Genomic DNA, 25,022 nt, shown 5'->3' with positions numbered 1-25,022 from the left:
TGCTACTACTTTACTATACTCAACATTTCCTTAACAGCGGTTTCCATCTGCTGGTCTTGCCCATTAAGGAATTTGCTGTATTCGTTCAGCACTTTGATGTCAGGTTCTACCTGCGCGTTTTCGGTAGGGTGGTTATCGCCAATGCCCCAAGTCGATACCATTGGTATACCAAACACCAGTGTGCCGTCAATCTGGCGTTCCCACCAAACGGCAGTGCCTGTACCTGCTACCGGCATACCTATCAGTTTGCCAAGTTTAAGTGTTTTATAGGCCCACGGAAAGATAAACGCATCGGAATAGTTGCCTTCGCTCATTACCACGCAGCTAGGCTTGTTCCATTTGCTTAATGATTCTCCGCCCTCAGTTGGGTGCCCTTGCGGACGCAACTCCATGTATTTTTTGCCGCCCAGGAAAGTTACCAACTCATCGTGCAGCCAGCCACCGCCGTTAAAACGGGTATCAACAATCAGCGCTTTTTTACTGAAGTTTTTACCCAGCACTTTATCAAACGTAACGCGGTAGCTTGGGTCGTTCATGCCTTGTACGTGTACATAGCCAACCTGGCCTTTTGAAAGGCTATCAACTAAGTGCTCCATCATTCGCGTCCAGCGGTTATAAAGCAACACGCTTCGCTCATAGCCCGGTGCTACAGGTTTTACATTCTCCTCATAGCGCACATTGGTTTTAGGGTCGTGGAAACTTATAAGGGTGTATTTATCTACCTTACGGTTTAATAATTTACTCCAATCATCAGCAGCAGTAATAGCCTCGCCGTCAATTTTATCAATTATGTAGCCTTTTCTCATCTTGGTACGTGCTACATCAAACGGGCCGCCGGTAATTATATCGGCTACTAATAAGCCATCGCCGCCTTTAGTTTGGTCGTACAGCAAGCCCAGGGCAGCAGTAACATCAGCATTAGGAAATTGAGGTGAGTATCTGCCTCCGGTATGCGAACCGTTCAGCTCACCCAGAAACTCGCTCAGCAATACCTGGAAGTCATAGTTGTTGTTAATATGTGGCAGGAACTTACCGTAAGTATTATGGTAATAATTCCAATCAACGCCCTGTAATTTAGGATCGAAGAACTTTTTAGTTACCTGTTTCCATGAATGGTCAAAAATGTAGGCACGCTCGGCAGCAGCATCCAAATCCATGTTGCTGTTTATTTTTACAGGCGTAACCTTACCATCATCAACATTTACTTTCATAACGTTGCCACCGGCCATTACAAACAAACTCTTACCATCAGGAGTTAATTCCAGCGAGCCTCCGCCTGAATTTAAAGCCGCCAATACTTTAGTCTCTTTAGTGCGCGGAGAGGTTACCCATAAATCATAACCCTTATCGTAACGAGCAAGATAAAATAGTTTCTCACCGTCTTTTGACATAATGTCGTCTGCAATATCGGCTGATCCAACGGTTAAGCGTACTGTACGGTCTTCCAGGTTTTTAAAGTTTGGCTCGTAAGCATATGGAGCAACTCCTGCTGGAGTTTTGGCATTTTTAGGGGTAGATTTGGTTGTTTTATCGGAAGCTTTATTGGTCGAGTCGCGTTTTTCTTCCTGCTTACGAATATCCAGGTCTTCCTTGCTCAAACGGAATCTATCCCATGCGGTTTGATCAAAAAACATGGCGTAAACATCCGTTTGAGAGCCACGAGATAAGTTTTTCATACCCAGCCTGTCGCTTTGCCAATACATCATTTTGCCGTTCATACCCCAGCGCGGTCTTCCATCATCAAAGCCACTTTCGGTTAAGTTAAGGCGCTTGCCAGTACCATCGGCCTTAACAAAGGCAATTTCACTGCGGCCAAAAGCTCCTTCTTCTGATTGTATTAACAAATACTTGCTATCAGGCGACCATGAAAAGAACTGGTCTCCATCTGAGTAAGAGAAATTAATTCCTTGAGGCAATACAGTAACAGTTTTTTTGGTGGCTACATCATACACCTTCACTATATTTCTTTCTTCCAGATAGGCAATCTTCTTGCCGTCGGGTGAGTATACAGGTTGAAATTCTTCTTTATCAGTATTAATCACAGGCTCGGTTTTGAGTGTGGTTGATGCAAAGAAATAAGGCTCTGTAGCACTTGCCAAAGTGGTTTTATAAATATCCCATGAACCTGAATTTTCAACCGAATAAAGCAATGAACGCCCATCAGGGCTAAACTTCACCATACGCTCCTGGTAAGGCGTATTGGTAACACGTTTGGTAATGTTACCATCTACCGATGTTACAAATATTTCGCCACGGTATACCAGGGCAACTTCTTTGCCGTTTGGTGATACCGCAATTTCGGTAGCGTCGCCTCGTACTGGCATGTTTTGCACCTGGGTGCCATTAAAATCGGCACTCAGGCTGATGTTCACTTTTTGAGGCTGACCGCCATCTTTTAAAGTATACAACTCACCACATTGTGTAAAGGCAAGAGTACCGTCTTCAGCACGCGACAAGTTGCGCACCGGATCTTTAGTAAAATTAGTTAACTGTGATGGAGCATTTGCTGCTGCCAAACTTGCCTTAAATAAATTTTGATTACCGTTACGTTCGCTCAGGTAATAAAAGGAGTCGCCGCTGCCCCAAACAGGTTCGCGGTCTTCGCCCACAAATGGCGATACTTTGGTATAAGCTTTGGTTGCATTATCATAAACCCAAATATCGCGTGTAACGGCTGATGTATGGTGCTTGCGCCAAGGATCTTCATAACCCTTGCGATCTTGAAATATCATTTTATCGCCGGCTTTATTCAGGTGCATGTTATCCATACCTGCGGCGTTTACCATAATACTGCGACCGCCTTTTGCAGGTACGCTATACAATTTCATAAACAGCGCGTTGCTGGGGAAACGCACTGATGATGCCAGGTCATTACGGTCGGTACCAAAGTATACTTTTTGGTTGTCTGTTGAAAACTCGTAAGGAATATCACGGTCTGATGCAAAGGTTAACCTTGTGGCCGAACCGCCGCTGGCTGCCATAATGTAAACATCAAAATTGCCATAACGGTCAGATGCAAAAGCAATAGACTGCCCATCGTGGCTCCAAACAGGGTAGCCGTTGTATGAACTGTTGATAGTTAAGGGAACGGCTGTGCCGCCTGTAGATGGAACTTTAAACAAATTGCCCTTGTATTCAAAGGCTATCCACTTACCATCGGGAGATATGGACGGTTGTTGCATCCATAATAAATGCTCCTGTTGTTGAGCAAAGGTTGGTTTTTGCGCAAACACAAAAGCAGAGAGCAGAAGTAGTAGTTTTTTCATGAAAAACGCTTTGTGAGAGTTAATGGTGTAATTTACGCAATTGTGTTTAAAGTTGGCAAGTCAATTACAATCATAAAAAAGGCCGGTTAAATAACCGGCCTCACGCTAATATGTAAAAAGAAGTAGTAGTAAACTATACGGCAGTGTAACCACCATCAATAAGGTAGTATGCCCCGGTAATAAAGGAGGCTTTATCTGAACTTAAAAAAACAACCAGTTCAGCAACTTCCTCTGCTTTACCTAAACGGCCTATAGGATGTTTTTGTTTAAGTGCTTCCAGTTGTTCAGGCTTCAGATTTTTTTCAAGTAAAGGGGTATCAATATAACCCGGCCCAACGGCATTACAGCGAATGTTCTTTTGGGCATATTCAGCACCAATGTTTTTTGTTAAACCAACCACTGCGTGTTTGGTAGTGGTATAAGCGCTTGACATAGGTGCAGCTACTGTGCCGTGTATTGATGCCATATTAATGATTGCACCACCGCCGTTTTGTTCCATTGCGGTTAGCTGGTATTTACAGCCATAAAAAACGCCGTTAAGGTTAATATCTAATACCTTTTTCCAGGCTTCGAGTGAGTAATTGCCTGTTTCAGCAGCTTCACCGCCAATACCGGCATTATTACAGGCAATATCAAGTTTTCCAAACGTTTCAAGCGTAGTGTTTACCAACGCTTCGTTGCCCTCGGGGGTCGACGTATCGGCTTTGAAGAAAGATGCCTTGCCGCCACTTTTCTCAATTAATTCAACTGTTTGTTTGCCGGCCTCTTCGTTAATATCAGATACCATTACCGCTGCCCCTTCGCGTGCATAAGCAATAGCAACAGCTTTCCCAATTCCCGAACCTGCTCCTGTTACCAGAGCTACTTTACTTTCCAAGCTTTTCATTTTAATAACGTTTAATTTAACAATTACATCAGCATGTATTTATCACAAGTGAATGTTGTAACACGTATTAATTGAACACCTACTATTGATTTTTGTTAGGTCATTTTTAGGTCAGGGTTTGCAAGGGTGTATAAACAAAAACGCCGTAAGTTAAATGATTAGCTTACGGCATTTTTTTTAAATGGTATTAAAGTTTAAAACTCTGCATTTTTAGGGAAACGCGGGAAAGGAATAACATCACGAATATTACCCATACCGGTTACAAACAACACCAGGCGCTCAAAACCTAAACCAAAGCCAGCATGCGGGCAACCACCAAAGCGGCGGGTATCCAGGTACCACCAAAGCTCATCTTTCGGAATGCCAATCTCGTCCATGCGTTGCTCCAGTTTTTCCAAACGTTCTTCGCGCTGCGAACCGCCTACAATTTCACCAATGCCAGGGAATAGGATGTCCATAGCAGCAACAGTTTTACCGTCGTCATTTTGGCGCATGTAGAAAGATTTAATCTCTTTAGGGTAATCAGTTAAGATTACAGGTTTTTTAAAGTGTTTCTCAACCAAATAACGCTCATGTTCTGATTGTAAATCGGCACCCCAACCTTCAATTAAATATTGGAATTTTTTCTTTTTGTTAGGTGTTGAATCTTTCAGAATTTCAATAGCCTGGGTGTAGGTTAAACGTTCAAAATTGTTATTTAAACAAAACTGAAGTTTTTCTAAAAGACTCATTTCCGAACGTTCTTGCTGAGGTTTGCTTTTTTCCTCATCAAGTAAACGCTGGGTTAAAAACTCTATATCTTCGCGGTTATGCTCAAGCGCGTAGTTAATCACATATTTTAATAAACCTTCAGCCAAATCCATATTATCGGCCAGGTCGTAAAATGCCATCTCTGGCTCAATCATCCAAAACTCGGCCAGGTGGCGGGTAGTGTTCGAGTTTTCGGCACGGAACGTAGGGCCGAATGTGTAAATATCGCTCAGGGCCATAGCACCCAACTCACCTTCTAACTGGCCAGATACGGTTAAATTGGTAGCACGACCAAAAAAGTCTTGTTTATAATCAATTTCGCCGTTTTCGGTACGGGGCAGGTTATCCAAATCAAGGTTGGTTACTTTGAATGCTTCGCCGGCGCCTTCAGCGTCTGATGCTGTAATTACCGGGGTATGCAGGTATACAAAGCCTTGCTCCTGGAAAAAACGGTGTACTGCAAATGCCAGGCTGTTACGCACCCTGAAGATGGCACCAAAAGTGTTGGTGCGGAAGCGCAGGTGGGCAATCTCCCGCAAAAACTCCAAACTGTGTTTTTTGGGCTGTAAGGGGTATTTTTCCGGGTCGCTGTCTCCTAATATTTCAATGTTGGTGGCTTTAACATCAACTGCCTGGCCTTTGCCCAGGCTTGCTACCAAAATACCGGTAACGCTAAGGGCAGCACCGGTAGTAATGCGCTTTAAAAGGGCTTCATCGGTATTTTGGAAATCAACAACAATTTGAATGTTGCTATTGGTTGAGCCATCATTTAAAGCAATAAACTGATTATTACGAAAGGTGCGTACCCATCCTTTAACATTCACCTCTTGTTCTGCCGGTGTAGTTTGCAGCAGTGCTTTAATTTTAATTCGCTGACTCATATATCTTTTAAAATTGAGCGGTAAAAATACAATTTAGATACAACAAACAAGAGGCAGCGGGCAAGTTGTGTAAAGCAGTTATTAAAGCTTAACAAATATTAATCATAAGCCTTAGTTAGCTTAAAGTTACCGCTCGAAAAATTAATGGTTGCAGGGTAATTATTATCACCGGTTACTTTTTTTAGGTAAATATTAAAATTACCTTTCATAATTACCTTTGTTGTATCATAGCTGGTTACATTCACCTTATTGGTGGCATCCTCGTCAAGTATATACCTTGCCACAACGGCATCCTGTCCAACAGTAATAATAAATTCGGTTTTAGGAGCAATTACAACATACTGGTTCAAACTATTGGTTGTTATATTGATCCTAAAATGTTCCTCTAATTTGTTACCTACCAGAACGTAATTTTTAGCACCATTTTCTCCGAAAGCTACAAACTGAGCAACCCAACTTTCGTTGTTCTTATTGGCGGTGAAGTAAAAATCTTGTTTTTCAATTGGTTTGCTATCTTTTCTGCAAGAGCCAATAATTACTGATAGTACCGCAAAAACTACTAATGCGAGTTTTCTCATAACTGGTTAATTTAAGTTTGTAAGTAATACGCTTAAAAAACACGTTATGCTACACAACCGCGTATAAATTTTAAAGCGGTTTAAGTAAGTATCTCCGCACATAATTGTATACTTTTGTTACCTTGTTTTTAAGACTGGAAGATTAACGCATGATCACCAAAGCCACCATTGACCGTATAATGGAAGCCATCGACATTGTTGAGGTTGTTGGTGAGTTTGTGCAGTTAAAAAAACGTGGTGCCAACTATGTAGGCCTTTCACCGTTTGCCAACGAAAAAACGCCATCATTTACCGTTTCTCCGGCTAAAGGCATTTTTAAAGATTTTTCTACCGGAAAGGGTGGTTCGGCGGTTACTTTTTTAATGGAGCTTGAAAAGTTTTCGTACCCCGAAGCCTTAAAATGGCTGGCTAAAAAGTACGGAATTGAAGTTGAAGAACTGCAGGATAAGCCCGAGAACATAGAAGCTGATAACCGCCGTGAAAGCCTGATGGTTGTAAGCGCCTATGCAGCTAAGTTTTTTCAGGAAGCCATGTGGGACACACCTGAAGGCAAAAGCATCGGCTTAAGCTATTTCAGGGAACGAGGGTTTACTAACGATATTATTAAAAAATTTGAGTTGGGTTACTCGCCCGACCAATGGGAGGCATTTACCAGCCAGGCCATCAAAAATGCTTACCAGCCGGAGTTTTTAGTTGAAAGCGGCCTTTCGGTAAAGCGCGATAACGGGCAGCTTTATGACCGTTACCGCGGCCGGGTTATGTTTCCTATACATGGCTTTACAGGCCGGGTAATTGCTTTTGGCGGTCGTACGCTTAAAACCGATAAGAACGTACCGAAATACGTTAACTCGCCCGAGTCAGAAATATACCATAAGTCAAACGTACTGTACGGGTTGTACTTTGCCAAAAAGGCCATACGTGATGATGATAATTGTTACCTGGTAGAAGGTTACGCCGATGTTTTATCAGTCCATCAGGCTGGTATTGAGAATGTGGTAGCATCATCAGGTACTTCGCTTACGGTTGAGCAAATTCGTTTAATATCGCGGTTCACCAAAAATATCACCATATTATATGACGGCGATGCTGCTGGTATAAAGGCATCACTACGCGGACTTGACCTTATACTGGAGGAAGGACTGAACGTAAAAGTTGTGTCTTTTCCTGATGGGCACGATCCCGACTCTTACGTGCGTAAAGTGGGCAGCAATGCCTTCAAAACACACATCGAGCAAAATAAAAAAGACTTTATTCTTTACAAAACCAGCATCTTGCTCAAAGAAGCTGGTACCGATCCGATACAGCGTGCAAATGTAATTCGCGAAATTGTGGAAAGCATTGCCAAAATACCCGATTCAATCAAAGCATCGGTATTTATACGCGAGTGCAGTCAGCAATTGCAAATTGATGAGCGCATTTTATTGTCGGAGCTGAATAAGATGAAGCTGGGCAAGGCAAAAAAAGACCAGCAAAAACAGCAGCCATCTGCACCACCAGAGGGTAACCCGTATGGTGAAATGCCACCGCCCGATGAACCGGGCTTTTATGATGAACCAACCGTATCAAAACCGGTAGAAACCGGAATAAATCAGGAAAGGGAAATAATCAGGCTTTTGCTGGTTTATGGTAACCAAATTATTAATTGGGATAACATTGCCAATACCTATATAGGCCCTTTCATTATTGCCGAGCTTAGCGATGTTGAGTTTGATAATGCCGTTTGCAAAAACTTTGTAGCCTTATACAAGCAGCAGCTCGAAAACGGGGTATTGCCCGAAGAAAAGTTTTTCATTCATTATAACGATAAGCAGATTGTTGATCTGGCAGTTGATATGTTATCAACCAAGTATACGCTGAGCGAAAATTGGTATAACATGCACCGCATATTTGTGCATGGCGAAGAACTGAATATGAAGGCCACCATATTAGGTGCCATCTTTCATCTTAAAAAGCAGAAAGTTAGTAAGATACTTGAAAAACTACGGTCAGACCTGCAAAATGCCCAAGACCCTGTTGACCAGGATGCTATTATGGGGCAGTATATGCAAATGAAGAAAATTGAGAAGCATATTTCTGATTATCTGGGATCGGTAATTATTAAGTAGATGAAGTACTTGTGCCTGATAACAACGCTAGTGCTGCATTTCGTGATTTTCGGATATTTTGACAGTAGTGATCAGTTATTTATAATGGTAATGCTTTCATCCGTCATAATAGTAATTGGTTTTTTGCTCTATTTGGATAGCTTTAAAGAAAAGGTAATAAGAGATTTGGGATGGGGTATGCTATATGGTAGCTGTGCCTATTTGTTAATTTCTACGTCTGCTTTTGCATATATCTATTGGGCCGTAACCAATAGCCCCTTTTAATATGGCAAAACATCATGAATTGGGCCGCCGTGGCGAAGCGCTTGCCAAAGCACACCTTGAGGCTGCCGGTTATGAAATTCTTGATGAGAACTGGACTTTTGGCAAAGCCGAGGTTGATTTAATTGCCTATAAAGATCGGATGATTATATTTACCGAAGTTAAAGCCCGTAGCGGAAACAGCTTTGGCGAACCCGAAGACTTTGTTGACAACCGTAAGCAAAAGCTGCTGGCCAGCGCGGCCGACGAGTACATTTATATAATGAATCACCAAGGTGAGGTACGTTTTGATATTGTGGCTATACTATTTACGCCGCAACAAACGTATACACTTAAGCACATTGAAGATGCCTTTTGGCCATCGCCATATTAATTACATGAAAAACAAATACATACTTGGTATAGCCACCATTATACTTGCCATTTACAGTTGTGGCGAAAAAAATAAATCGGTTGACATAAGTATTAGTCCCGACGCCGGCGCAAACTACAAGCAAGGAGAGAAGGTTGACGTAAAGGTTGGCCTTCCGGCTGATTATAAGGTTGACTCCATTGTGTACCTGATAGACTCGGTTAGGTTAGCCGCCAAAACAGATACAACAGCATACAGCCTCGCAACCACCAGCCTTGGTTTGGGGGTAAAATTGTTAACGGCACGTATTTATGCTGATGGTAAAATGCAGGAGCAAAGTACTAATATAAATTTGCTGGCAGCTAAAGCGCCGGAGCTTTACACTTACCAAATTGAAAAAACTTTTGCGCATGATACAGCCTCATTTACCGAAGGTTTTGAATACCATGACGGTGTGTTTTACGAAAGTGATGGCGGTACCTGCGACCAGGGCGAACGTTCAAGTTTACGTAAGACCGATATTAACGGTAAAGTGCTGCAAAAAATAGAGATGGATTGTAACGCCTTTAATGAAGGTATTACGGTAATTGATAACAAAGTTGTACAGCTTACTTACCATGAACGTGCAGGTTACGTTTATGATAAATCTACATTGAAACTGCTATCAAAATTTAGCTTTGTGCAGGGGCAGGAAGGCTGGGGCATGTGTAATGACGGAAAGAATTTATACTGTAACACCGGCTCAAACCAAATTTTTGTAATGGATAAAGAAAACTTCCGTACGCTGCGTACCATTGATGTTTACGATGATCAAGGACCGATTGATGATTTAAATGAGATGGAATACATTGACGGAATGATATATGCTAACGTATGGCAAAAGGATGATATTGTAGTGATTGATCCTAAAACGGGTGCAGTTGTTAAACGAATTGATTTAAGCTCGCTTACACAACAAGCCACCGCAGGCATCAATAACAGTGATGCAGTGCTAAACGGCATTGCCTGGGATGCAGCTGGTAAACGCCTGTTTGTAACCGGAAAAAAATGGCCGCACACTTATCAAATTAAGATGGTAAAAAAGCAGGGTGTTTAACATCATTGCCTGGTGAATTTTTACAATACCATATTCATCGTCTAGTTTTATAAAAGTTAAAAGCCACGTTAAGTGGCTTTTAACTTTTATTACTAATGTATCAGCATAAAAAAAAGCCAGGAACATTTTGTTTCCTGGCTTTTGCTCTTTTATTTGAAAGTCTATCTCCAATCTTTATATTGATTAATCAAGCCATTGGTTGATGCATCATGTGATGATATTTCATCAGCGGTACGTAGTTCTGGCAATATTTTGCCGGCCAATTGCTTGCCCAGTTCAACGCCCCATTGGTCAAAGCTGTAAATATTCCATATAATGCCTTGTACAAATATTTTGTGCTCGTACATGGCTATCAGTGAACCCAGCGCACGCGGGGTTATCTTTTTAAGCAGGATAGAGTTGGTTGGGCGGTTGCCTTCAAATACCTTGAATGGCGCCAATGCTTCGATCTCTTCTTCACTTTTGCCTGCCGCCTTCAATTCGGCAACTACTTCCTCATACGTTTTGCCATTCATTAAGGCTTCGGTTTGAGCAAAGAAGTTTGACAGCAGTAGTGTATGATGTTCGCCAACTGGGTTTTGTGATTGTGCTGGGGCAATAAAATCAGCCGGAATTAATTTTGTACCCTGATGTATTAATTGATAAAATGCATGCTGACCATTGGTGCCCGGCTCTCCCCAAATAATAGGTCCTGTTTGGTAATCAACGGCTTGGCCATTACGGTCAACGTATTTGCCATTACTTTCCATGTCGCCCTGCTGGAAATAAGCAGCGAAGCGATGCAGATACTGATCGTATGGTAGAATAGCCTGACTTTCGGCATCAAAAAAGTTGTTATACCATACGCCTAAAAGCGCTGCTATAACAGGTATGTTTTGTTCAAATTCAGTGTTTTTGAAATGATTATCCATGGCATGGGCACCACCTAAAAGGGCTTCAAAGTTATCAAAGCCAACACTCAGGGCAATTGATAAGCCAATAGCACTCCATAACGAGTAGCGGCCACCAACCCAATCCCAAAAGCCAAACATATTTTGCGTATCAATACCAAATTTTTCAACAGCGGCAGCATTAGTACTTAAGGCAGCAAAATGCCTCGCAATGTCTGCCTCGGTAGCGCCGCTATTTAAAAACCATTCGCGCGCGCTGTTGGCGTTAGCCATGGTTTCCTGCGTGGTAAAGGTTTTTGAAGCAATCAAAAACAGGGTTGTTTCAGCATCCACTTTCTTCAAAGTTTCAGCAATGTGAGTGCCATCAACGTTTGATACAAAGTGCAGGTTTAAACGTGTTTTGTAAGGTTTTAAAGCCTCAGTAACCATTACCGGTCCAAGGTCTGAACCGCCAATGCCTATGTTCACAACATCGGTTATTTCCTTGCCTGTATAGCCTTTCCAATCACCGCCAATTACAGCGGTACTAAACTCTTTCATGTGCTGCAATACAGCATTAACATCAGGCATAACGTCTTTGCCATCAACCATTACCGGTGTATTGCTTTGGTTACGCAGTGCAGTATGCAAAACCTCACGGCCTTCAGTAACATTTATAGCATCACCATTAAACATGGCTGCAATTGCCTCATTTAACCTACACTCTTTAGCTAACTGTATTAATAAAGCTATAACCTTATCATCAATTCGGTTTTTTGAGTAATCAAAAAGCATGTCTTCGAAATAAATCGAAAACTTGCTAAAACGTTGTAGATCAGATATAAAGAGGTCTTTAAGTTGCTTTGGTTCCAGCTCAGGGAAGTAGTCGGTTAAATACTCATAAGCCTGAGTAGTGGTAAAATCAATATTTGGCAGCATAATTGATATATTGTGTTACGCCCAAAAGTAACGTTTTAAACCGCTTTTACATCATATTTTTTTATCCGGACCGGTGGGCTTAGCGTAAATAATACACTGAATCTTACTGTAAAAGTTACACTAAATCTTAGTGTTTTTTATACACTTTTCGATTGTCACATTTTCAAAATATTTTATTAAATATTTTGATTTTTAAAACAATGTTTCGTTATATTTGATTTATTGCTAAAAATAAGGTAATAAACCGAACATTTTATTAATCTGCTAAAAATTAAAAGCCATGTTTGAAAAACTTTTTTTATTGGTGAAAAATAATGCCGGTATGGCAATTATGAACAACCCGGTTATACCTGCGGCATCACGCGAGGCAGTGTTAACTGAAGCTTCAAGCTCAATTATTGATGTACTGAAAAATTCGATGGAGACGGGACGTGTGAATGACATCATTAAGTTTTTCCAGTTTTCTGGTTCGTATAACCAAAACCTGGTAAGCAGCATGATTAATAAGTTTGCTAACAGGCTTAACAAATTTTACAGTATTGATATGACTGCCGCTCATGATGCAGCAAATTCACTTATACCTGCCGTAATGAGTCAATTGGTTCAGGAAACTAACAGTGATCAACCCAAAGAATTTGCTTTAGGCACTATGCTATCTCAGCTAAACGGTAACCGGGCCGACCTTAACGGACTGGTTAACCAAATGATGGTTGCCTAAACCACAAACTTTGCAGATAATAAGAAAAGGGCTTGCCAAACATGGCAGGCCTTTTTTAGGTTTTGAGCTAAACCATTTACCTATATTTGCTTTATGACTAAAGAACAAGTACAAGACTTGAGGGATAGAACAGCTTCCCTGAGGAGGCATCTTTGACATTGATAACAAGCTTGAAGAATTAGCCCGGGAGCAGGAAATAACCATAGGTCCGGATTTTTGGAATGCCCCTAAAGAGGCAGAAAAGGTCCTGGCATCTATAAAAGCTAAAAAGGTTTGGACTGATGCTTATCAAAAAGTGTTGGCCAGTGTAGAAGATACCGGCGTACTATACGAGTTTTACCAGGCCGGCGATGTGAGCGAACCTGAAATGCAGGAGCAATTCAACGCATCGTTAAAAGTAATTGAAGATCTGGAGTTCCAAAACATGCTATCGGCCGAAGAAGATCAGCTGAACGCCGTATTGCAGATAACGGCAGGTGCAGGTGGTACCGAAAGTTGCGACTGGGCCAGCATGCTTATGCGTATGTATATTATGTGGGGCGAAAAAAACGGTTATAAGGTTACCGAGCAAGATTACCAGGAAGGTGACGTAGCCGGTATAAAAACCGTAACCCTGCAATTTGAAGGCGATTTTGCCTACGGATACTTAAAAGGTGAAAACGGCGTACACCGTTTAGTACGTGTATCTCCGTTTGATGCCAATGCCAAGCGCCATACCTCGTTCGCATCAGTGTATGTGTACCCATTGGTTGATGATACCATTGAGATAGAAATCAATCCGGCCGATATTGAGTTCGAAACTTTCCGTTCGGGTGGTGCCGGCGGACAGAACGTGAACAAGGTAGAGACTGCCGTACGTTTATACCACAAACCATCGGGTATTATCATCAAAAACCAGGAGTCACGCTCGCAGTTGCAGAACAAGGATAACGCAATTCGCTTACTGAAATCGCAGTTATACGAAATTGAAATGCGTAAGCGTATGGAGGCTACCAATGCCATTGAAGGCAGTAAAAAGAAAATAGAGTGGGGCTCACAAATACGTAACTACGTACTGCATCCTTACAAATTGGTTAAGGACCTTCGTACAGATCATGAAACTTCAAACGCTCAGGCAGTGTTGGATGGTGATTTGAACGAATTTTTAAAAGCTTACCTAATGGAGTTCGGCGGACCAAATAGCTAAAGCGCTACAAACACATTTTGCTTATTAAAAAGCATAGGACTAATTTTGGTTTTAACATTTTACCAATGAGAAGAACCATTTTAGTCCTGTGCTTTTTTTGTTTCCTAGCTATGCATAACTCACATGCACAAGGTAACCAACCCATAAAGCTTTACCCCGGCAGCATTCCAAATTCAAAACCTGCTCCTGCCGGTTATGTGCAAAAGAACAATAATAACATGGTGAGTATGGTTACCGAGCCTACACTTACACCATTTATTCCTGAGAAAGACAAGGCAAACGGAACCGCTGTTGTAATTTGCCCGGGCGGCGGTTACAGTGGTTTAGCTACAGGGCATGAAGGGTATGATGTAGCCCGTAAATTCAATGAGATAGGCGTTGCCGCCTTTGTACTAATCTACCGCCTGCCGAGCGATGATATAATGAACGATAAATCAATTGGTCCGTTACAGGATGTGCAACGAGCCGTGCAGTTTTTACATCAAAGGGCCAATGATTGGGGGATTGACACGGCAAAGATAGGAGTGGTTGGTTTTTCGGCAGGAGGGCACCTGGCGTCAATGGCTATAACACATTTCAGAAACGCAGTAATAGACAATAAGGAAGGCATTAATTTACGACCAGCTTTTGGGATACTTATATACCCGGCAATAACATTCGGGCCCGAAATGCGGCGTGCCTCCAAAACAAACTTGTTGGGTAAAAACCCGTCTACGGAGAAAATGGACTTCTTTTCTACCGAAAAGCAAGTAACTGCTGCTACCCCGCCAGCTTTCATCGTACACGCGCAGGATGATAAATCTGTTCCGGTAGCTAACAGCATAATGTTTTTTGAAGCAATGGTAAAGGCCGGAGTTAAAGGCGAAATGCATTTATACCAGGCAGGTGGTCATGGTTTTGGGTTGATAAATAAAACAACCAGGACACAATGGTTTGATGTCTGCACCCGCTGGATGGATGCAAATGGTTGGCTTGCTGCTAAGTAGCGTTCAATTTAAATTAACCTTACGCTAAAAATTTGCTGCTAAGTCATAATTGTTTCGTTAATTAGGCTTCGCAATAAACCAATTAACCTTAATATGAAATTATTTTTTACTGCATTAATATCAGTGACTATCACGGCTTCAGTATTTGCGCAAAATAACCAGGCTATAAAACTTTATCCAAAAGGTGTACCTAATTCAAAAGCTGCTCCAGCTGGTTATGCTGAAAAAAATGAAGGTAACAGGGTAGGTATGGTTACCGATCCTGCGCTTACACCGTTTTTTCCTGAAAAAGGCAAGGCTAACGGTGCAGCCGTGATTGTATGTCCGGGTGGTGGTTATGCGCGCCTGGCTATTGATCATGAGGGTTGGGCCGTGGCTAAAAAATTTGCCGATGCAGGTGTTACAGCATTTGTGCTTACCTATCGTTTACCCAGCGATGCCATTATGCAGGATAAATCTATAGGTCCGCTGCAAGATGCACAACGTTCAATTCAACTGGTGCGTCAGCGTGCTAAAGAATGGGGTATTGATACGGCAAGGGTAGGCATCATTGGTTTTTCGGCTGGTGGGCATTTAGCATCAACCGCAGTTACGCACTTTAATAAAGCTGTTATTGATAATAAAGATAACGTAAACTTGCGCCCCAGCTTTGGTATGCTTATTTATCCTGTAATTACCTTCGGGCCCGAAACTCACCGTGGTTCAAAGGATAACCTCATTGGCAAAAACCCGTCTGAAGAGCAAGTTAATCTTTACTCTAATGAAAAGCAGGTAACGCCATCAACTCCACCAACGTTTTTGGTTCATTCTGAAGATGATAAAACTGTTCCTGTTGCAAACAGTATAATGTTTTACCAGGCCATGGTTAAAGCCGGTGTAAAGGGCGAACTTCATATTTATCAGGCTGGTGGTCATGGTTACGGTTTAGTAAACAAAACCACCAAGGATGAATGGTTTGAGGTGTGTAAGCATTGGATGGATGCAAATGGATGGTTAACGGCGAAGTAGGTTATAAATTATTTTGTTGGGTAAGCAAACCGCGTAGTAATACCCGATTTTAAAATCACGTGTTGTTAACTATATTAACATTCGTTAACTTTAGAGAAATAATTCAACCTTAGTGAACCGACTTTATAATATCAAGCGAAGCGCATTAGCTGCATTTTTACTGTTCTGTACAGTTTTTGTAATTTACAGCTGCCGTAAAGACTCCAACAGAGCTAATGATACTCCATCAAGCGATACTGAACTCATTGCAAATGCCAGGCGAATTTTCGAAGCATCTATCACCAAAGGAAAGGTGAATGTTTCGTCTGCTGTTAATCCAGGCGCATCAGTTGCTAAGTATATTGATTGGAAAGATGCCTACACTGCGCAGATATCGGTAGGTAAGATAGTTATGCTGCCGGTTAAATTTTCTACAACCCAGTTTATACAGGTAGGCAGCCATAAGTTACCATTAGACAGCCTTGCCCGGTTGTTTATATATACCGGAAAACAGGGGGGCAAACACATAGAGGTGGTAACTCGTATTCCCGACTCAGAATACCTGGCGAATAATAGTAAGAGTAAAAAATTCAGCGGTATAATAACTGTTACGGATTGGTGGGGGAATTTTATAAAAGCGTTCAAATTTAAAAATGGCAATGTAAGCTTATTAGGGGCGCCCGAATTTCGTAGTGGAGATTACAACAAGTATGATGTTTTGAAATATAAAACTACTGACTGGGATTGTGTAACTATAGAACATGGTACTTGTGTATATGCCGGAGGAAGTGTGGATTGCCATACCGATTGGTATGAGTGGTATTGTGAATATACGGGGGGCGGCGGTAATCAGGATGATAGTGCAGCTCCGTATGATTACGAATATGGGGGTGGGGGCAATAATCCACCGTCACAACCTCAGCAGCCAGATCCTAAAGACCCATGTAACGAAAAGGCCAAGGTTAAAGCGAAAGCTGAAAATGCTGTTGTTGCTAATCAAAATCAAAAATTACTCAATAATTTAAATAGTATAGAACCGAAGAGTGGTTGGGAATATGGTACAGAACATAGGCTTAGCAGTTGGCCCAATGGAACGTATCAAGATGTTGATATAAGAACAAGTGAGCAAGCCAACACCTATCCTGCTAAGTTTTATTGGCACCCTGACTTTGGTTATACTATTGGCTTTACCCACAGCCATCCTGGAGGAACGGCTCCTTCACCAGCCGACTTATATACCATGGTCAATAGCTTAACCAACGCTAATTTAATTTCTGCCGGGCAAAACGCCATTAACTTTTATAAAGAAAATGTAACCATGACGGTGGTAACCAAAGATAATGGCAATTATGCCATGACTATTAAAGATTGGAGCGCAATGGAGCAATTTAGGTCTCAGTATGCAGCTAATCCAGAAACATATAATGACACTTACACTGCTAATGCACAACAATTTGGGAACGAAGTTGCTTTGTTAACTATGTTCGGAAGCTCAATAAATTTATATAAAGCAGATTCAAATTCAACAAATTATCTTCCAAGAACATTATCATCTAATAACATAGTAGGAAATAAACCATGCCCAAATTAATAAATCTATAATTAAATTTTATGAAGACATTAAGATTATTTTCTGCTTGCTTATTGACAAGTGCATATACTTTCGCTCAGGATACTACGGGCACTCACCTTGTAACTTTTTCTTTACCAAAGAAAGTTCAAAAATTGAGCAAACAACAATATCTTGATTATGGTAAGAAAAGCTTCAACAAATCCTATACGGCTCTGCCAAATGATCATGTTTATTTGACCGAAGGATTATTGGTAACTATTCGCGATAGAGAAACGGAATCTACAAAAAAAAGAACATTAGAGCAATTGAAAAGAGAAATGGAGGAAGTAATAGGTAGTGGAAACGGCACCTATACTCAATCACGAATCGTTACAGTTGATAACAGAAAATTCTACATATTTGAATTTTACATTAAAAATGAAGGACATTTGAGTTTTTACACAGATTATATAGGAAATAAAAATAAAAATACTGTTGGTGTAATTGATTTTAAACGCCCTGATGAAGCAAAGGCACATAAGCATTTGGAGGATATATTAAAAGGTATGCGCTTTACTGATGATACGTTAAATTAACAACCTGTGTACAGGTACGAGTTTGTAGCTCTTACCTAAATCATTTTCAGCTTGTGGTTGGTGTTGTCACCAACCAATTTAATACATCTTATAGAAAATACCATCAGATATAACTAGTCAAATGCAACAGATGCATTTTTGAATGAAGAATAATAAAGCTATAGAAGGGATTATTGTTAAAACTATTGTGTCATAGTTATCCATGGCAAGTCCAAGTCCATATTAATAATTACATATAAACATGAAAAAATTGTTATTAATACTAGTAGTGACTTTTATTTTTTCTAAAGATCAGCTTCTTGCACAAAAAAGCGGGAACTTAGACACTGTATATTATTTGGTTGATACGTTAAATACCCCCATTCACGATAGGATGTGGGATGTTGGCTTAGAAAATCCAATTTATTATTATAGTTTACATTGTAATTGTTATCCCGAAAACACAAACCCAACATTCGGTTATAATGTTAAGCAAATTGGTAAAACGATTACAAAATCGGAGCTTGTAAAGATGAAAACCATTAACTTAAAGCAACTGATTGATATCGTAACTCAATTTGGTATTGACCGAAATAGAAAGTATGTATTTTATTTTATTGAGGCCGTAAATGAAAAGTATATTATTAATCAGGTGGTATTACCTGAATATAGAAAAAGGGTACCTACAAATTAATTTCCTATTTTGAGCTTGTGGTTAGTGCTGTCACTAACCACATAACTTAACCCAGCACCGCCAATAGCTCATTCAATTCCTGCACTTTTTCCATTGATCCTAACTGCTCGTATGAGCTGATAAGGTTGCGTAAAATACGGCGTACAATGTTGGTATTGCTGCAAGGTTCATAAAAATGTTTATCGGCATTAAGGTTTAATTGCTTTAAAAACATATCAACATCGCGCCTGCCAAAAATGTAGCCTTTGTTAAACGCATTGATGTAGAACAGCACACCGCTTTCAAACTCCGATTTTGCCGACTCGTCCAGATAAGCCAGTATGAAGTGTTGCGGTAGGTTAACGCCATAAATAGGAATATCCAGTTTTTGCGCAATTACCGAATAGATTATAGCCAATGATATTTGATTACCTTTCTTGCTTTCAAGCACCTGGCTTAGGTAGCTGTTTTGAGGGTCCTGATGATTAGTGGTATTGCCGCTAAAGCCATGCAAGTTGTACAGTACATGGTTAATAAGCTTTACCTGGTCACTTGGGCTGCCCTCAAACATCATCTGCATCCAAATATCACGCTTTATTTCTTCTATTTGGTTAATAACCTTCTGCTCATCTAAATCAGGATACTGGTACTTGTTAATGATAAGTGCTCCACGCAATAAATCAAATGCGCCGCTTTGTTGCCACAATTCAAGCTCATTTTTTACTATACCAAATTGTATTTCATGTACAAGATTGGCAATACGGTCTTGCTGTATGGTATCAAAGGCCTGCTCCCAGGCATTTTCAAGGTATTGAATAGCCGCAGGGCCGTATGAAATTAGTTTATCATGCACGTGTGAGTATATCTCGCGGTCGGGGTCATCCAGTAAACGGATGAGTGATTTAATTTCAGCTTCGTTAATCATGTTCTCTACTCGTTCTTTCAATTTTTAAAGCTTTAACTATTTTTACAACCATGTTTAGCTTTAAGTTTGCCATCAGCCATTTTTTGCATCAGCGTAAAGCAATTAACCGGCACGGGCTGCATTCGCCCTTTGTGTACCGGCTGGTTGATGAAGTAATTTACGATTTTTCGGAAAAAAAAGTATACGCCGATATTCAAAAAAAGCTCCCTGCAGGCAAAAAATTAAACGCCGTCGACAAATTAGTTGGTCGCTTGGCTGCCGATGCGCATCCTCAATCAATATGGATTTTAGGCAGGCATGAGGCATACAAGCAAGCATTGCTGTCGGCGTTTACGCAACAACTAACCCTCAAAAGTGTTGACAATGCTGAAGACTGGAAAGGTACTAATTTGCCTAATTTGGTGTATTTGGATTTCAAAACAAATCCACAGTCGGCGGTTGATTATTTTCTAAAAGTTCTCAATAAAATTAAACCTGATACATTAGTTATTGCCGATAATATCAATGAAAATCAGTTGGCCAAGGCGGCATGGCGTACAATACAATCGCATAGCAAAGTGACCGTTACTGTAAACTTGTTTTGGCTTGGATTAATATATTGCCGCCCGGGCCAGGTGAAAGAAGATTTCCTCATTAAGTTTTAACCGCAGCGTTATTTATAAAAAATATAATTGACTCATTCTTCGCGCTTCATCCAGCTTATTACAGCCTTAATTTCACCATAGGTATAACCATCGCCCAAAATTTCTTTTAAGGGCGATAGTTTGTCTGCTCCGTAACTTTCAATAACATCTTTTATAGCAGGCATTTTTTGAGGCGAAACCAGTTCATAAACATCAAGTTCTCCGTTTTGTACAAATGTGCAAAGATGACTTTCGATAGTTGAAACGCCAAGCTGCCGTTGTGCAGCAATTTCTGTGATGGTGTTTCCGGCCCGGAACAGGTTTAAGCTTTCACGCTGAGTAGCGCCAAGTGCCGATGGGCGTGTTGGTTTTGTTTTGGCTACCCGCTTAGCCTGCCTCTCATCAATTTTTGATTTTAAATTATACCTGTGGCAATAGCTCAAAGTTGCCTGTAAAAAAGCATCACCGTAACGTACCAGCTTTACCTCTCCAAAGCCCGAAATACGACTTAGCTCATTAGGCGTTTGCGGTAAAAAAGTTGCAATTTCAAGCAACGTAGCGTCTGAAAGTATAATGTATGCCGGCACGTTTTCTTTATTTGCCAGGTTTAGCCGCACTGTTTTTAAATCTTGCAACAAACCAGCTTCATATACCGGGGTTTGTGGTGTAGCTGTATCTTCTAACTCCTCTACAAAAACAAATTCAACGTTTCGGTTGCCTTTTAAAATGTTGTCGCTTAAAGGTGTAAGCTTCAACACCGGATAGTCATCATCGGTTACCTGCAGCAGGTTTTGGCTAACAAGTTGCGCAATATAACGCTGCCAGTCAGCCTTGCTTACATCACTACCAATGCCGTACGTTTTTAACTGTTTATGCTCGGGGCGTATTTTTTCACTTCTTGATCCGCGCAGCAAATCAATAACGTAATTAGTACCAAAGCGTTGCCCTAAGCGCGCCACTGCCGATAGTGCTTTTTGTGCTAATACAGTGCCGTCAAATTTTTTAAACTCGGTTAAACATACGTCGCAGGAACCGCACCTATCGGGGAAATCTTCATTGAAATACTGCATGAGGTACTGCCGGCGGCACGTTTGCAATTGACAGTACTTTACCATATCATCAAGCTTTTTAAGCATAATGCGGCTTTGGTCTTCGTTGCCATCTACCTGCGCAAAACGCTTCAACTTAAAGGCATCACCAGCCGAAAAGAAAAGCAATGCTTCTGACGGTAGTCCATCGCGCCCGGCGCGGCCGGTTTCCTGGTAGTAACCCTCAATGTTTTTAGGCAAATCATAATGCACCACATACCTTACGTTTGATTTGTTTATTCCCATACCAAAAGCAATGGTTGCTACCATTATCTTGACCTCATCTCGCAAAAACTTTTCCTGGTTAAGGGCTTTGGTGCTGGTGTCTAAACCGGCATGATATGCATCGGCATTGTAGCCCTGTGCACGCAAGTCGGTTGAAAGTTGCTCGGTAGATGCACGCGAGAGGCAGTAGATAATTCCTGACTCTTCTTTACGCGTATTTAAAAAATTAAGCAACTGACCAAAGCTGTCTTTTTTGGCGACTACCTTGTAGCTGATGTTAGGACGATTAAAAGAGGATACAAACTCAGCCGGGTGATCAAGAGCTAGCTTATCTTTAATATCCTGGCGTGTAAGTTTATCAGCGGTGGCTGTTAATGCTATGACGGGAATTTGTGGAAATTCTGTTTTAAAGTGAGACAGCATCAGGTATTCGGGCCTGAAATCATGACCCCAATGCGAAATACAGTGTGCTTCGTCGATAGCAATAAGGCTTACCGGTAAGGATTTTAAAAACGTTACCAACCGGCTCTCAGAACTGAACAGCCGCTCGGGTGCAAGGTACAACAGTTTGATACGCCCTGATTTTAAGTTGCTGATGATTTCTTGCTGCTCACCACTGTTTTGGCTTGAATTTAAGTAGGCAGCCGGTATACCTGTAAGATTCAACGCATCAACCTGGTCTTTCATCAACGCTATTAAAGGCGAAATAACAATGGTTATACCAGGTAGCAAAACTGCCGGTAACTGATAGCATAAAGACTTTCCGCCGCCTGTGGGCATAAGCACCAAACAATCTTTGCCTTGTAATATGTTTTGAATGATTGCCTCTTGCTGATGCCTGAATTTTGTGTAGCCGTAATACTTATGTAGTGCCTCTGATGGAGTCATGATTGCTGCAAACTAAGTAAATTTTTGTCCTATACCCATACATATCAATTTTTGGCGGGCATTTGCTTTCAAACATAGATTGTTAAATTGTAGTCGTTAAACGTTTGTATGAAATTTATATACTTGCTCATATTATTTTTAAGTACTGCATGCTGTTCCCTTGCACAGGATCTTGAATCGCCAAGTCAATTTTTAGGCTACCCGTTAGGTAGCCGTTACACGCTTCATTACCGGGTTGCCGAGTATTTCAGGTATGCGGCTGGAAAATCAAAGCATATCAAGTTGCTGCCATACGGAACTACTAATGAAGGAAGACCTTTAATGATAGCTGTAGTTGGCAGTGAGGAAAATATGGCCCGGCTGGAAAACATAAGGCAACATAACCTTTTTATTGCAGGGCTAAGCAAATCGCAAGCAAGCTTAGCCAATGCACCGGCAATTGTTTGGCTAAGCTACAATGTACATGGTAACGAACCTAGCAGTAGTGAAGCGGCCATGCAAACGCTATTTGACTTAGCCAATACTGCTAACAACCGCACACAAGCATGGCTGCAAAATACAGTGGTAATTATAGATCCATGTTTGAACCCTGATGGCAGAGACCGTTATGTAAACTTTTACAACCAGGCAAGTGGCCTTACGGCAAATCCCGATCCGTCTTCGCGTGAGCATATTGAGCCTTGGCCCGGTGGCAGGGTAAATCATTATTACTTTGATTTAAACCGCGATTGGGCATGGCAAACACAAAAGGAGGTACAGGCGCGTGTTGCATTGTATAACAAATGGCTGCCACAGGTTCACGTTGATTTTCATGAGCAGGGCTATAATAATCCATACTATTTCGCTCCTGCGGCCGAACCTTTTCATAAAGACATTACTGCATGGCAACGGGAGTTTCAAACCATTATTGGTAAGAATAACGCCAGGTACTTTGATAAAAATGGTTGGCTGTATTTTACAAAAGAGGTTTTCGATTTGCTGTATCCATCATACGGTGATACCTACCCGCTGTATAATGGTTCAATAGGAATGACTTATGAGCAGGGAGGAGGTCCGGCAGGCGGCCTTGCCGTAACCATGCGCAGCGGTGACACCTTGACCCTGGCCGATCGTATAGCACACCATACTTCTACCGGTTTGAGTACCGTTGAAACCGTTTCACAACATGCCTTGAGAGTGCTTGACGAGTACAAAAAGTATTTTGATAACGGTCGTAATAATCCGCCTGGACGTTATAAAACTTACGTAATTAAAAACGATAACCCCGATAAGCTGGCCAAACTAGCAGAGCTGTTTGATAAAAATCTGATTCAATATGGTTATGGTGTAAACAGGAATGCAAAGGGGTTTAATTACTTCAACGGCAAAATTGAAGGCTTTGCTATTAAGCAGAATTACATGGTTGTAAACGCTTATCAGCCTAAGGCAACTTTGCTTAATGTTTTGCTCGAGCCTAAAACCTTTATAGCCGACTCAAACACCTATGATATTACGGCATGGTCTTTACCATATGCTTACGGCTTACAATCTTACGGTGTTACCGAATCGATAAAACCTGTAAATGCAAAGGCAACCGCTAAGTCATCCCCCGCTCCCAAAACTACTAGCGCATATGCATACGTAGCCACATGGCAATCAATTGAAGATGTAAAATTTTTAACGGCGCTGCTTAAGCGAGGTGTCAAAGTACGTTATGCCTCGCAGGCATTTGAAGTTGCGGGTAAAAAGTTTAAGGCCGGATCACTCATCATAACACGCGCAGGAAACGCCAGAAACTTTGATAAAATACTGAATGAAGTTGCAGCTTCATTGGGAAGAACACTTGAGACGATTACCACCGGCTTCGCAGACAAAGGTGCCGACATTGGTTCAAGCGCTGTAGGGTACATCACCAAGCCACGGGTAATGCTGGTATCGGGTGAAGGAACATCAGCTAATGATATGGGTGAGGTTTGGCATTACTTTGAACAGCAAATAAATTATCCTTTATCGTTAGTACGCTATCAGGATCTAACTAGAGTGAAACTGAGTGATTATGATGTTGTGATATTGCCTGATGGCAGATATAATAATTTTCCGCTCGAAAAAGTTCAGGATTGGGTTGAAGACGGAGGAAAATTAATAGCAATGGGTAACGCAATAACCCAGTTTGCCGATAAAAAAGGATTTTCCCTTAAAAGTAAGGATGATAAAAAAAACGAAAAGGATGTAAAAAAGCCCGACTTGGCACCATATGATAGTCGCGACCGGGCGTCCATTCGTAACAACATTCCCGGTGCTATATATAAAGTTTATCTTGATAATACCCATCCTTTAGGATATGGCTACCCTGGGTTTTACTACACGCTTAAACTGGGCGATGATGTTTATGACTACCTCGAAGATGGTAATGTTAACGTGGGTACTCTGAAGAAGGATAGTTATCTTTCAGGCTTTGCAGGCGATAAAGCCAAAGCCAAATTAACCAGCGGATTACTCTTTGGAGTTGAACATTTAGGGCGTGGAAGTATTGTTTACCTTACAGACGATCCTTTGTTCCGTGCATTTTGGGAAAATGGAAAATTGCTATTTGCTAATGCTGTGTTTATGGTGAATTAAATGAAACCAGCATCT

The 25,022-nt window shown here is 41.2% G+C and carries 19 protein-coding genes; 12 read left to right on the top strand and 7 right to left on the bottom strand.

What is annotated here, in order from left to right; translation table 11 throughout:
• Nucleotides 1–5: 5 nt before the first annotated feature.
• The 4 genes from GO816_RS15755 to GO816_RS15740 all read right to left on the bottom strand — a co-directional run bounded on the left by GO816_RS15755 (nt 6) and on the right by GO816_RS15740 (nt 6,361).
• Entirely contained in the window at nt 6–3,266 is a 3,261-nt protein-coding gene (locus GO816_RS15755; RefSeq protein WP_157542901.1) for a S41 family peptidase, read from the bottom strand.
• A gap of 133 nt (nt 3,267–3,399) precedes the next feature.
• A complete protein-coding gene (locus GO816_RS15750) occupies nt 3,400–4,152 on the bottom strand; it encodes an SDR family NAD(P)-dependent oxidoreductase (protein ID WP_157542900.1) in 753 nt (250 codons plus the stop codon).
• A 194-nt stretch (nt 4,153–4,346) separates the two neighbouring features.
• A complete protein-coding gene (asnS, locus tag GO816_RS15745) occupies nt 4,347–5,783 on the bottom strand; it encodes an asparagine--tRNA ligase (RefSeq protein WP_157542899.1) in 1,437 nt (478 codons plus the stop codon).
• Between the two features lie 98 nt (nt 5,784–5,881).
• Nucleotides 5,882–6,361 carry a hypothetical protein gene (locus GO816_RS15740; protein WP_157542898.1) on the bottom strand — a complete coding sequence of 160 codons (480 nt, stop codon included), beginning with the start codon at nt 6,359–6,361 and terminating at the stop codon, nt 5,882–5,884.
• A gap of 149 nt (nt 6,362–6,510) precedes the next feature.
• Between GO816_RS15740 and dnaG the strand changes: the two genes are divergently transcribed.
• The 3 genes from dnaG to GO816_RS15725 all read left to right on the top strand — a co-directional run bounded on the left by dnaG (nt 6,511) and on the right by GO816_RS15725 (nt 10,175).
• A complete protein-coding gene (gene dnaG, locus GO816_RS15735) occupies nt 6,511–8,466 on the top strand; it encodes a DNA primase (RefSeq protein ID WP_157542897.1) in 1,956 nt (651 codons plus the stop codon).
• A gap of 265 nt (nt 8,467–8,731) precedes the next feature.
• Complete coding sequence (locus tag GO816_RS15730) at nt 8,732–9,100, top strand: YraN family protein (RefSeq protein ID WP_157542896.1); 369 nt, start codon at nt 8,732–8,734, stop codon at nt 9,098–9,100.
• A gap of 4 nt (nt 9,101–9,104) precedes the next feature.
• Nucleotides 9,105–10,175 (top strand): glutaminyl-peptide cyclotransferase, encoded by a 1,071-nt coding sequence (locus tag GO816_RS15725; RefSeq protein WP_157542895.1) that lies wholly within the window; start codon nt 9,105–9,107, stop codon nt 10,173–10,175.
• A gap of 161 nt (nt 10,176–10,336) precedes the next feature.
• Here GO816_RS15725 and pgi read toward each other — a convergent pair whose 3' ends face one another.
• Nucleotides 10,337–11,983 carry a glucose-6-phosphate isomerase gene (gene pgi / locus GO816_RS15720; RefSeq protein ID WP_157542894.1) on the bottom strand — a complete coding sequence of 549 codons (1,647 nt, stop codon included), beginning with the start codon at nt 11,981–11,983 and terminating at the stop codon, nt 10,337–10,339.
• Between the two features lie 280 nt (nt 11,984–12,263).
• On the opposite strand from pgi, the gene GO816_RS15715 reads away from it, so the two are divergent.
• The 7 genes from GO816_RS15715 (at nt 12,264) to GO816_RS15685 (ending at nt 18,681) form a co-directional block, all read left to right on the top strand.
• Nucleotides 12,264–12,701 (top strand): hypothetical protein, encoded by a 438-nt coding sequence (locus tag GO816_RS15715; RefSeq protein ID WP_157542893.1) that lies wholly within the window; start codon nt 12,264–12,266, stop codon nt 12,699–12,701.
• A gap of 93 nt (nt 12,702–12,794) precedes the next feature.
• Nucleotides 12,795–13,887, top strand: a protein-coding gene (prfB, locus tag GO816_RS15710) for a peptide chain release factor 2 (RefSeq protein ID WP_157542892.1) whose coding sequence is annotated in 2 segments (ribosomal slippage) — nt 12,795–12,854 and nt 12,856–13,887 — 1,092 coding nt in all. Because the reading frame shifts where the segments join, the coding sequence is not laid out codon by codon here.
• A 110-nt stretch (nt 13,888–13,997) separates the two neighbouring features.
• Nucleotides 13,998–14,873 carry an alpha/beta hydrolase gene (locus GO816_RS15705; protein WP_232336594.1) on the top strand — a complete coding sequence of 292 codons (876 nt, stop codon included), beginning with the start codon at nt 13,998–14,000 and terminating at the stop codon, nt 14,871–14,873.
• Between the two features lie 93 nt (nt 14,874–14,966).
• Nucleotides 14,967–15,881 (top strand): alpha/beta hydrolase, encoded by a 915-nt coding sequence (locus GO816_RS15700; RefSeq protein ID WP_157542890.1) that lies wholly within the window; start codon nt 14,967–14,969, stop codon nt 15,879–15,881.
• 112 nt (nt 15,882–15,993) lie between these two features.
• On the top strand, nt 15,994–17,451 hold the full coding sequence (locus GO816_RS15695) for a hypothetical protein (RefSeq protein ID WP_157542889.1): 1,458 nt from the start codon (nt 15,994–15,996) through the stop codon (nt 17,449–17,451).
• A gap of 20 nt (nt 17,452–17,471) precedes the next feature.
• Nucleotides 17,472–18,008, top strand: a complete 537-nt coding sequence (locus GO816_RS15690; RefSeq protein WP_157542888.1) for a hypothetical protein — start codon at nt 17,472–17,474, stop codon at nt 18,006–18,008.
• Nucleotides 18,009–18,249: 241 nt separating this feature from the next.
• On the top strand, nt 18,250–18,681 hold the full coding sequence (locus tag GO816_RS15685) for a hypothetical protein (RefSeq protein WP_157542887.1): 432 nt from the start codon (nt 18,250–18,252) through the stop codon (nt 18,679–18,681).
• Nucleotides 18,682–18,727: 46 nt separating this feature from the next.
• Here GO816_RS15685 and GO816_RS15680 read toward each other — a convergent pair whose 3' ends face one another.
• On the bottom strand, nt 18,728–19,585 hold the full coding sequence (locus GO816_RS15680; RefSeq protein ID WP_157542972.1) for a transglutaminase family protein: 858 nt from the start codon (nt 19,583–19,585) through the stop codon (nt 18,728–18,730).
• A 50-nt stretch (nt 19,586–19,635) separates the two neighbouring features.
• Between GO816_RS15680 and GO816_RS15675 the strand changes: the two genes are divergently transcribed.
• The gene (locus GO816_RS15675) at nt 19,636–20,229 is read left to right on the top strand and encodes a hypothetical protein (protein WP_157542886.1); all 594 of its coding nucleotides are present in this window, start codon (nt 19,636–19,638) and stop codon (nt 20,227–20,229) included.
• Between the two features lie 32 nt (nt 20,230–20,261).
• Here GO816_RS15675 and recQ read toward each other — a convergent pair whose 3' ends face one another.
• Nucleotides 20,262–22,409 carry a DNA helicase RecQ gene (recQ, locus tag GO816_RS15670; RefSeq protein ID WP_157542885.1) on the bottom strand — a complete coding sequence of 716 codons (2,148 nt, stop codon included), beginning with the start codon at nt 22,407–22,409 and terminating at the stop codon, nt 20,262–20,264.
• A 108-nt stretch (nt 22,410–22,517) separates the two neighbouring features.
• On the opposite strand from recQ, the gene GO816_RS15665 reads away from it, so the two are divergent.
• A complete protein-coding gene (locus GO816_RS15665) occupies nt 22,518–25,007 on the top strand; it encodes a M14 family metallopeptidase (protein ID WP_157542884.1) in 2,490 nt (829 codons plus the stop codon).
• Nucleotides 25,008–25,022: the final 15 nt, after the last annotated feature.

Source organism: Mucilaginibacter aquatilis, assembly GCF_009755275.1.
Taxonomy (GTDB): Bacteria; Bacteroidota; Bacteroidia; order Sphingobacteriales; family Sphingobacteriaceae; genus Mucilaginibacter; species Mucilaginibacter aquatilis.
This window is presented reverse-complemented; position numbering and strand designations above follow the sequence as displayed.

What these genes read in the sequence shown, in the direction of transcription:
- GO816_RS15755 (WP_157542901.1), bottom strand. Translation starts at nt 3,266, where the DNA reads ATGAAAAAACTACTACTTCTGCTCTCTGCTTTTGTGTTTGCGCAAAAA.
- GO816_RS15750 (WP_157542900.1), bottom strand. Translation starts at nt 4,152, where the DNA reads ATGAAAAGCTTGGAAAGTAAAGTAGCTCTGGTAACAGGAGCAGGTTCG.
- asnS (WP_157542899.1), bottom strand. Translation starts at nt 5,783, where the DNA reads ATGAGTCAGCGAATTAAAATTAAAGCACTGCTGCAAACTACACCGGCA.
- GO816_RS15740 (WP_157542898.1), bottom strand. Translation starts at nt 6,361, where the DNA reads ATGAGAAAACTCGCATTAGTAGTTTTTGCGGTACTATCAGTAATTATT.
- dnaG (WP_157542897.1), top strand. Translation starts at nt 6,511, where the DNA reads ATGATCACCAAAGCCACCATTGACCGTATAATGGAAGCCATCGACATT.
- GO816_RS15730 (WP_157542896.1), top strand. Translation starts at nt 8,732, where the DNA reads ATGGCAAAACATCATGAATTGGGCCGCCGTGGCGAAGCGCTTGCCAAA.
- GO816_RS15725 (WP_157542895.1), top strand. Translation starts at nt 9,105, where the DNA reads ATGAAAAACAAATACATACTTGGTATAGCCACCATTATACTTGCCATT.
- pgi (WP_157542894.1), bottom strand. Translation starts at nt 11,983, where the DNA reads ATGCTGCCAAATATTGATTTTACCACTACTCAGGCTTATGAGTATTTA.
- GO816_RS15715 (WP_157542893.1), top strand. Translation starts at nt 12,264, where the DNA reads ATGTTTGAAAAACTTTTTTTATTGGTGAAAAATAATGCCGGTATGGCA.
- GO816_RS15705 (WP_232336594.1), top strand. Translation starts at nt 13,998, where the DNA reads ATGCATAACTCACATGCACAAGGTAACCAACCCATAAAGCTTTACCCC.
- GO816_RS15700 (WP_157542890.1), top strand. Translation starts at nt 14,967, where the DNA reads ATGAAATTATTTTTTACTGCATTAATATCAGTGACTATCACGGCTTCA.
- GO816_RS15690 (WP_157542888.1), top strand. Translation starts at nt 17,472, where the DNA reads ATGAAGACATTAAGATTATTTTCTGCTTGCTTATTGACAAGTGCATAT.
- GO816_RS15685 (WP_157542887.1), top strand. Translation starts at nt 18,250, where the DNA reads ATGAAAAAATTGTTATTAATACTAGTAGTGACTTTTATTTTTTCTAAA.
- GO816_RS15680 (WP_157542972.1), bottom strand. Translation starts at nt 19,585, where the DNA reads ATGATTAACGAAGCTGAAATTAAATCACTCATCCGTTTACTGGATGAC.
- GO816_RS15675 (WP_157542886.1), top strand. Translation starts at nt 19,636, where the DNA reads ATGTTTAGCTTTAAGTTTGCCATCAGCCATTTTTTGCATCAGCGTAAA.
- recQ (WP_157542885.1), bottom strand. Translation starts at nt 22,409, where the DNA reads ATGACTCCATCAGAGGCACTACATAAGTATTACGGCTACACAAAATTC.
- GO816_RS15665 (WP_157542884.1), top strand. Translation starts at nt 22,518, where the DNA reads ATGAAATTTATATACTTGCTCATATTATTTTTAAGTACTGCATGCTGT.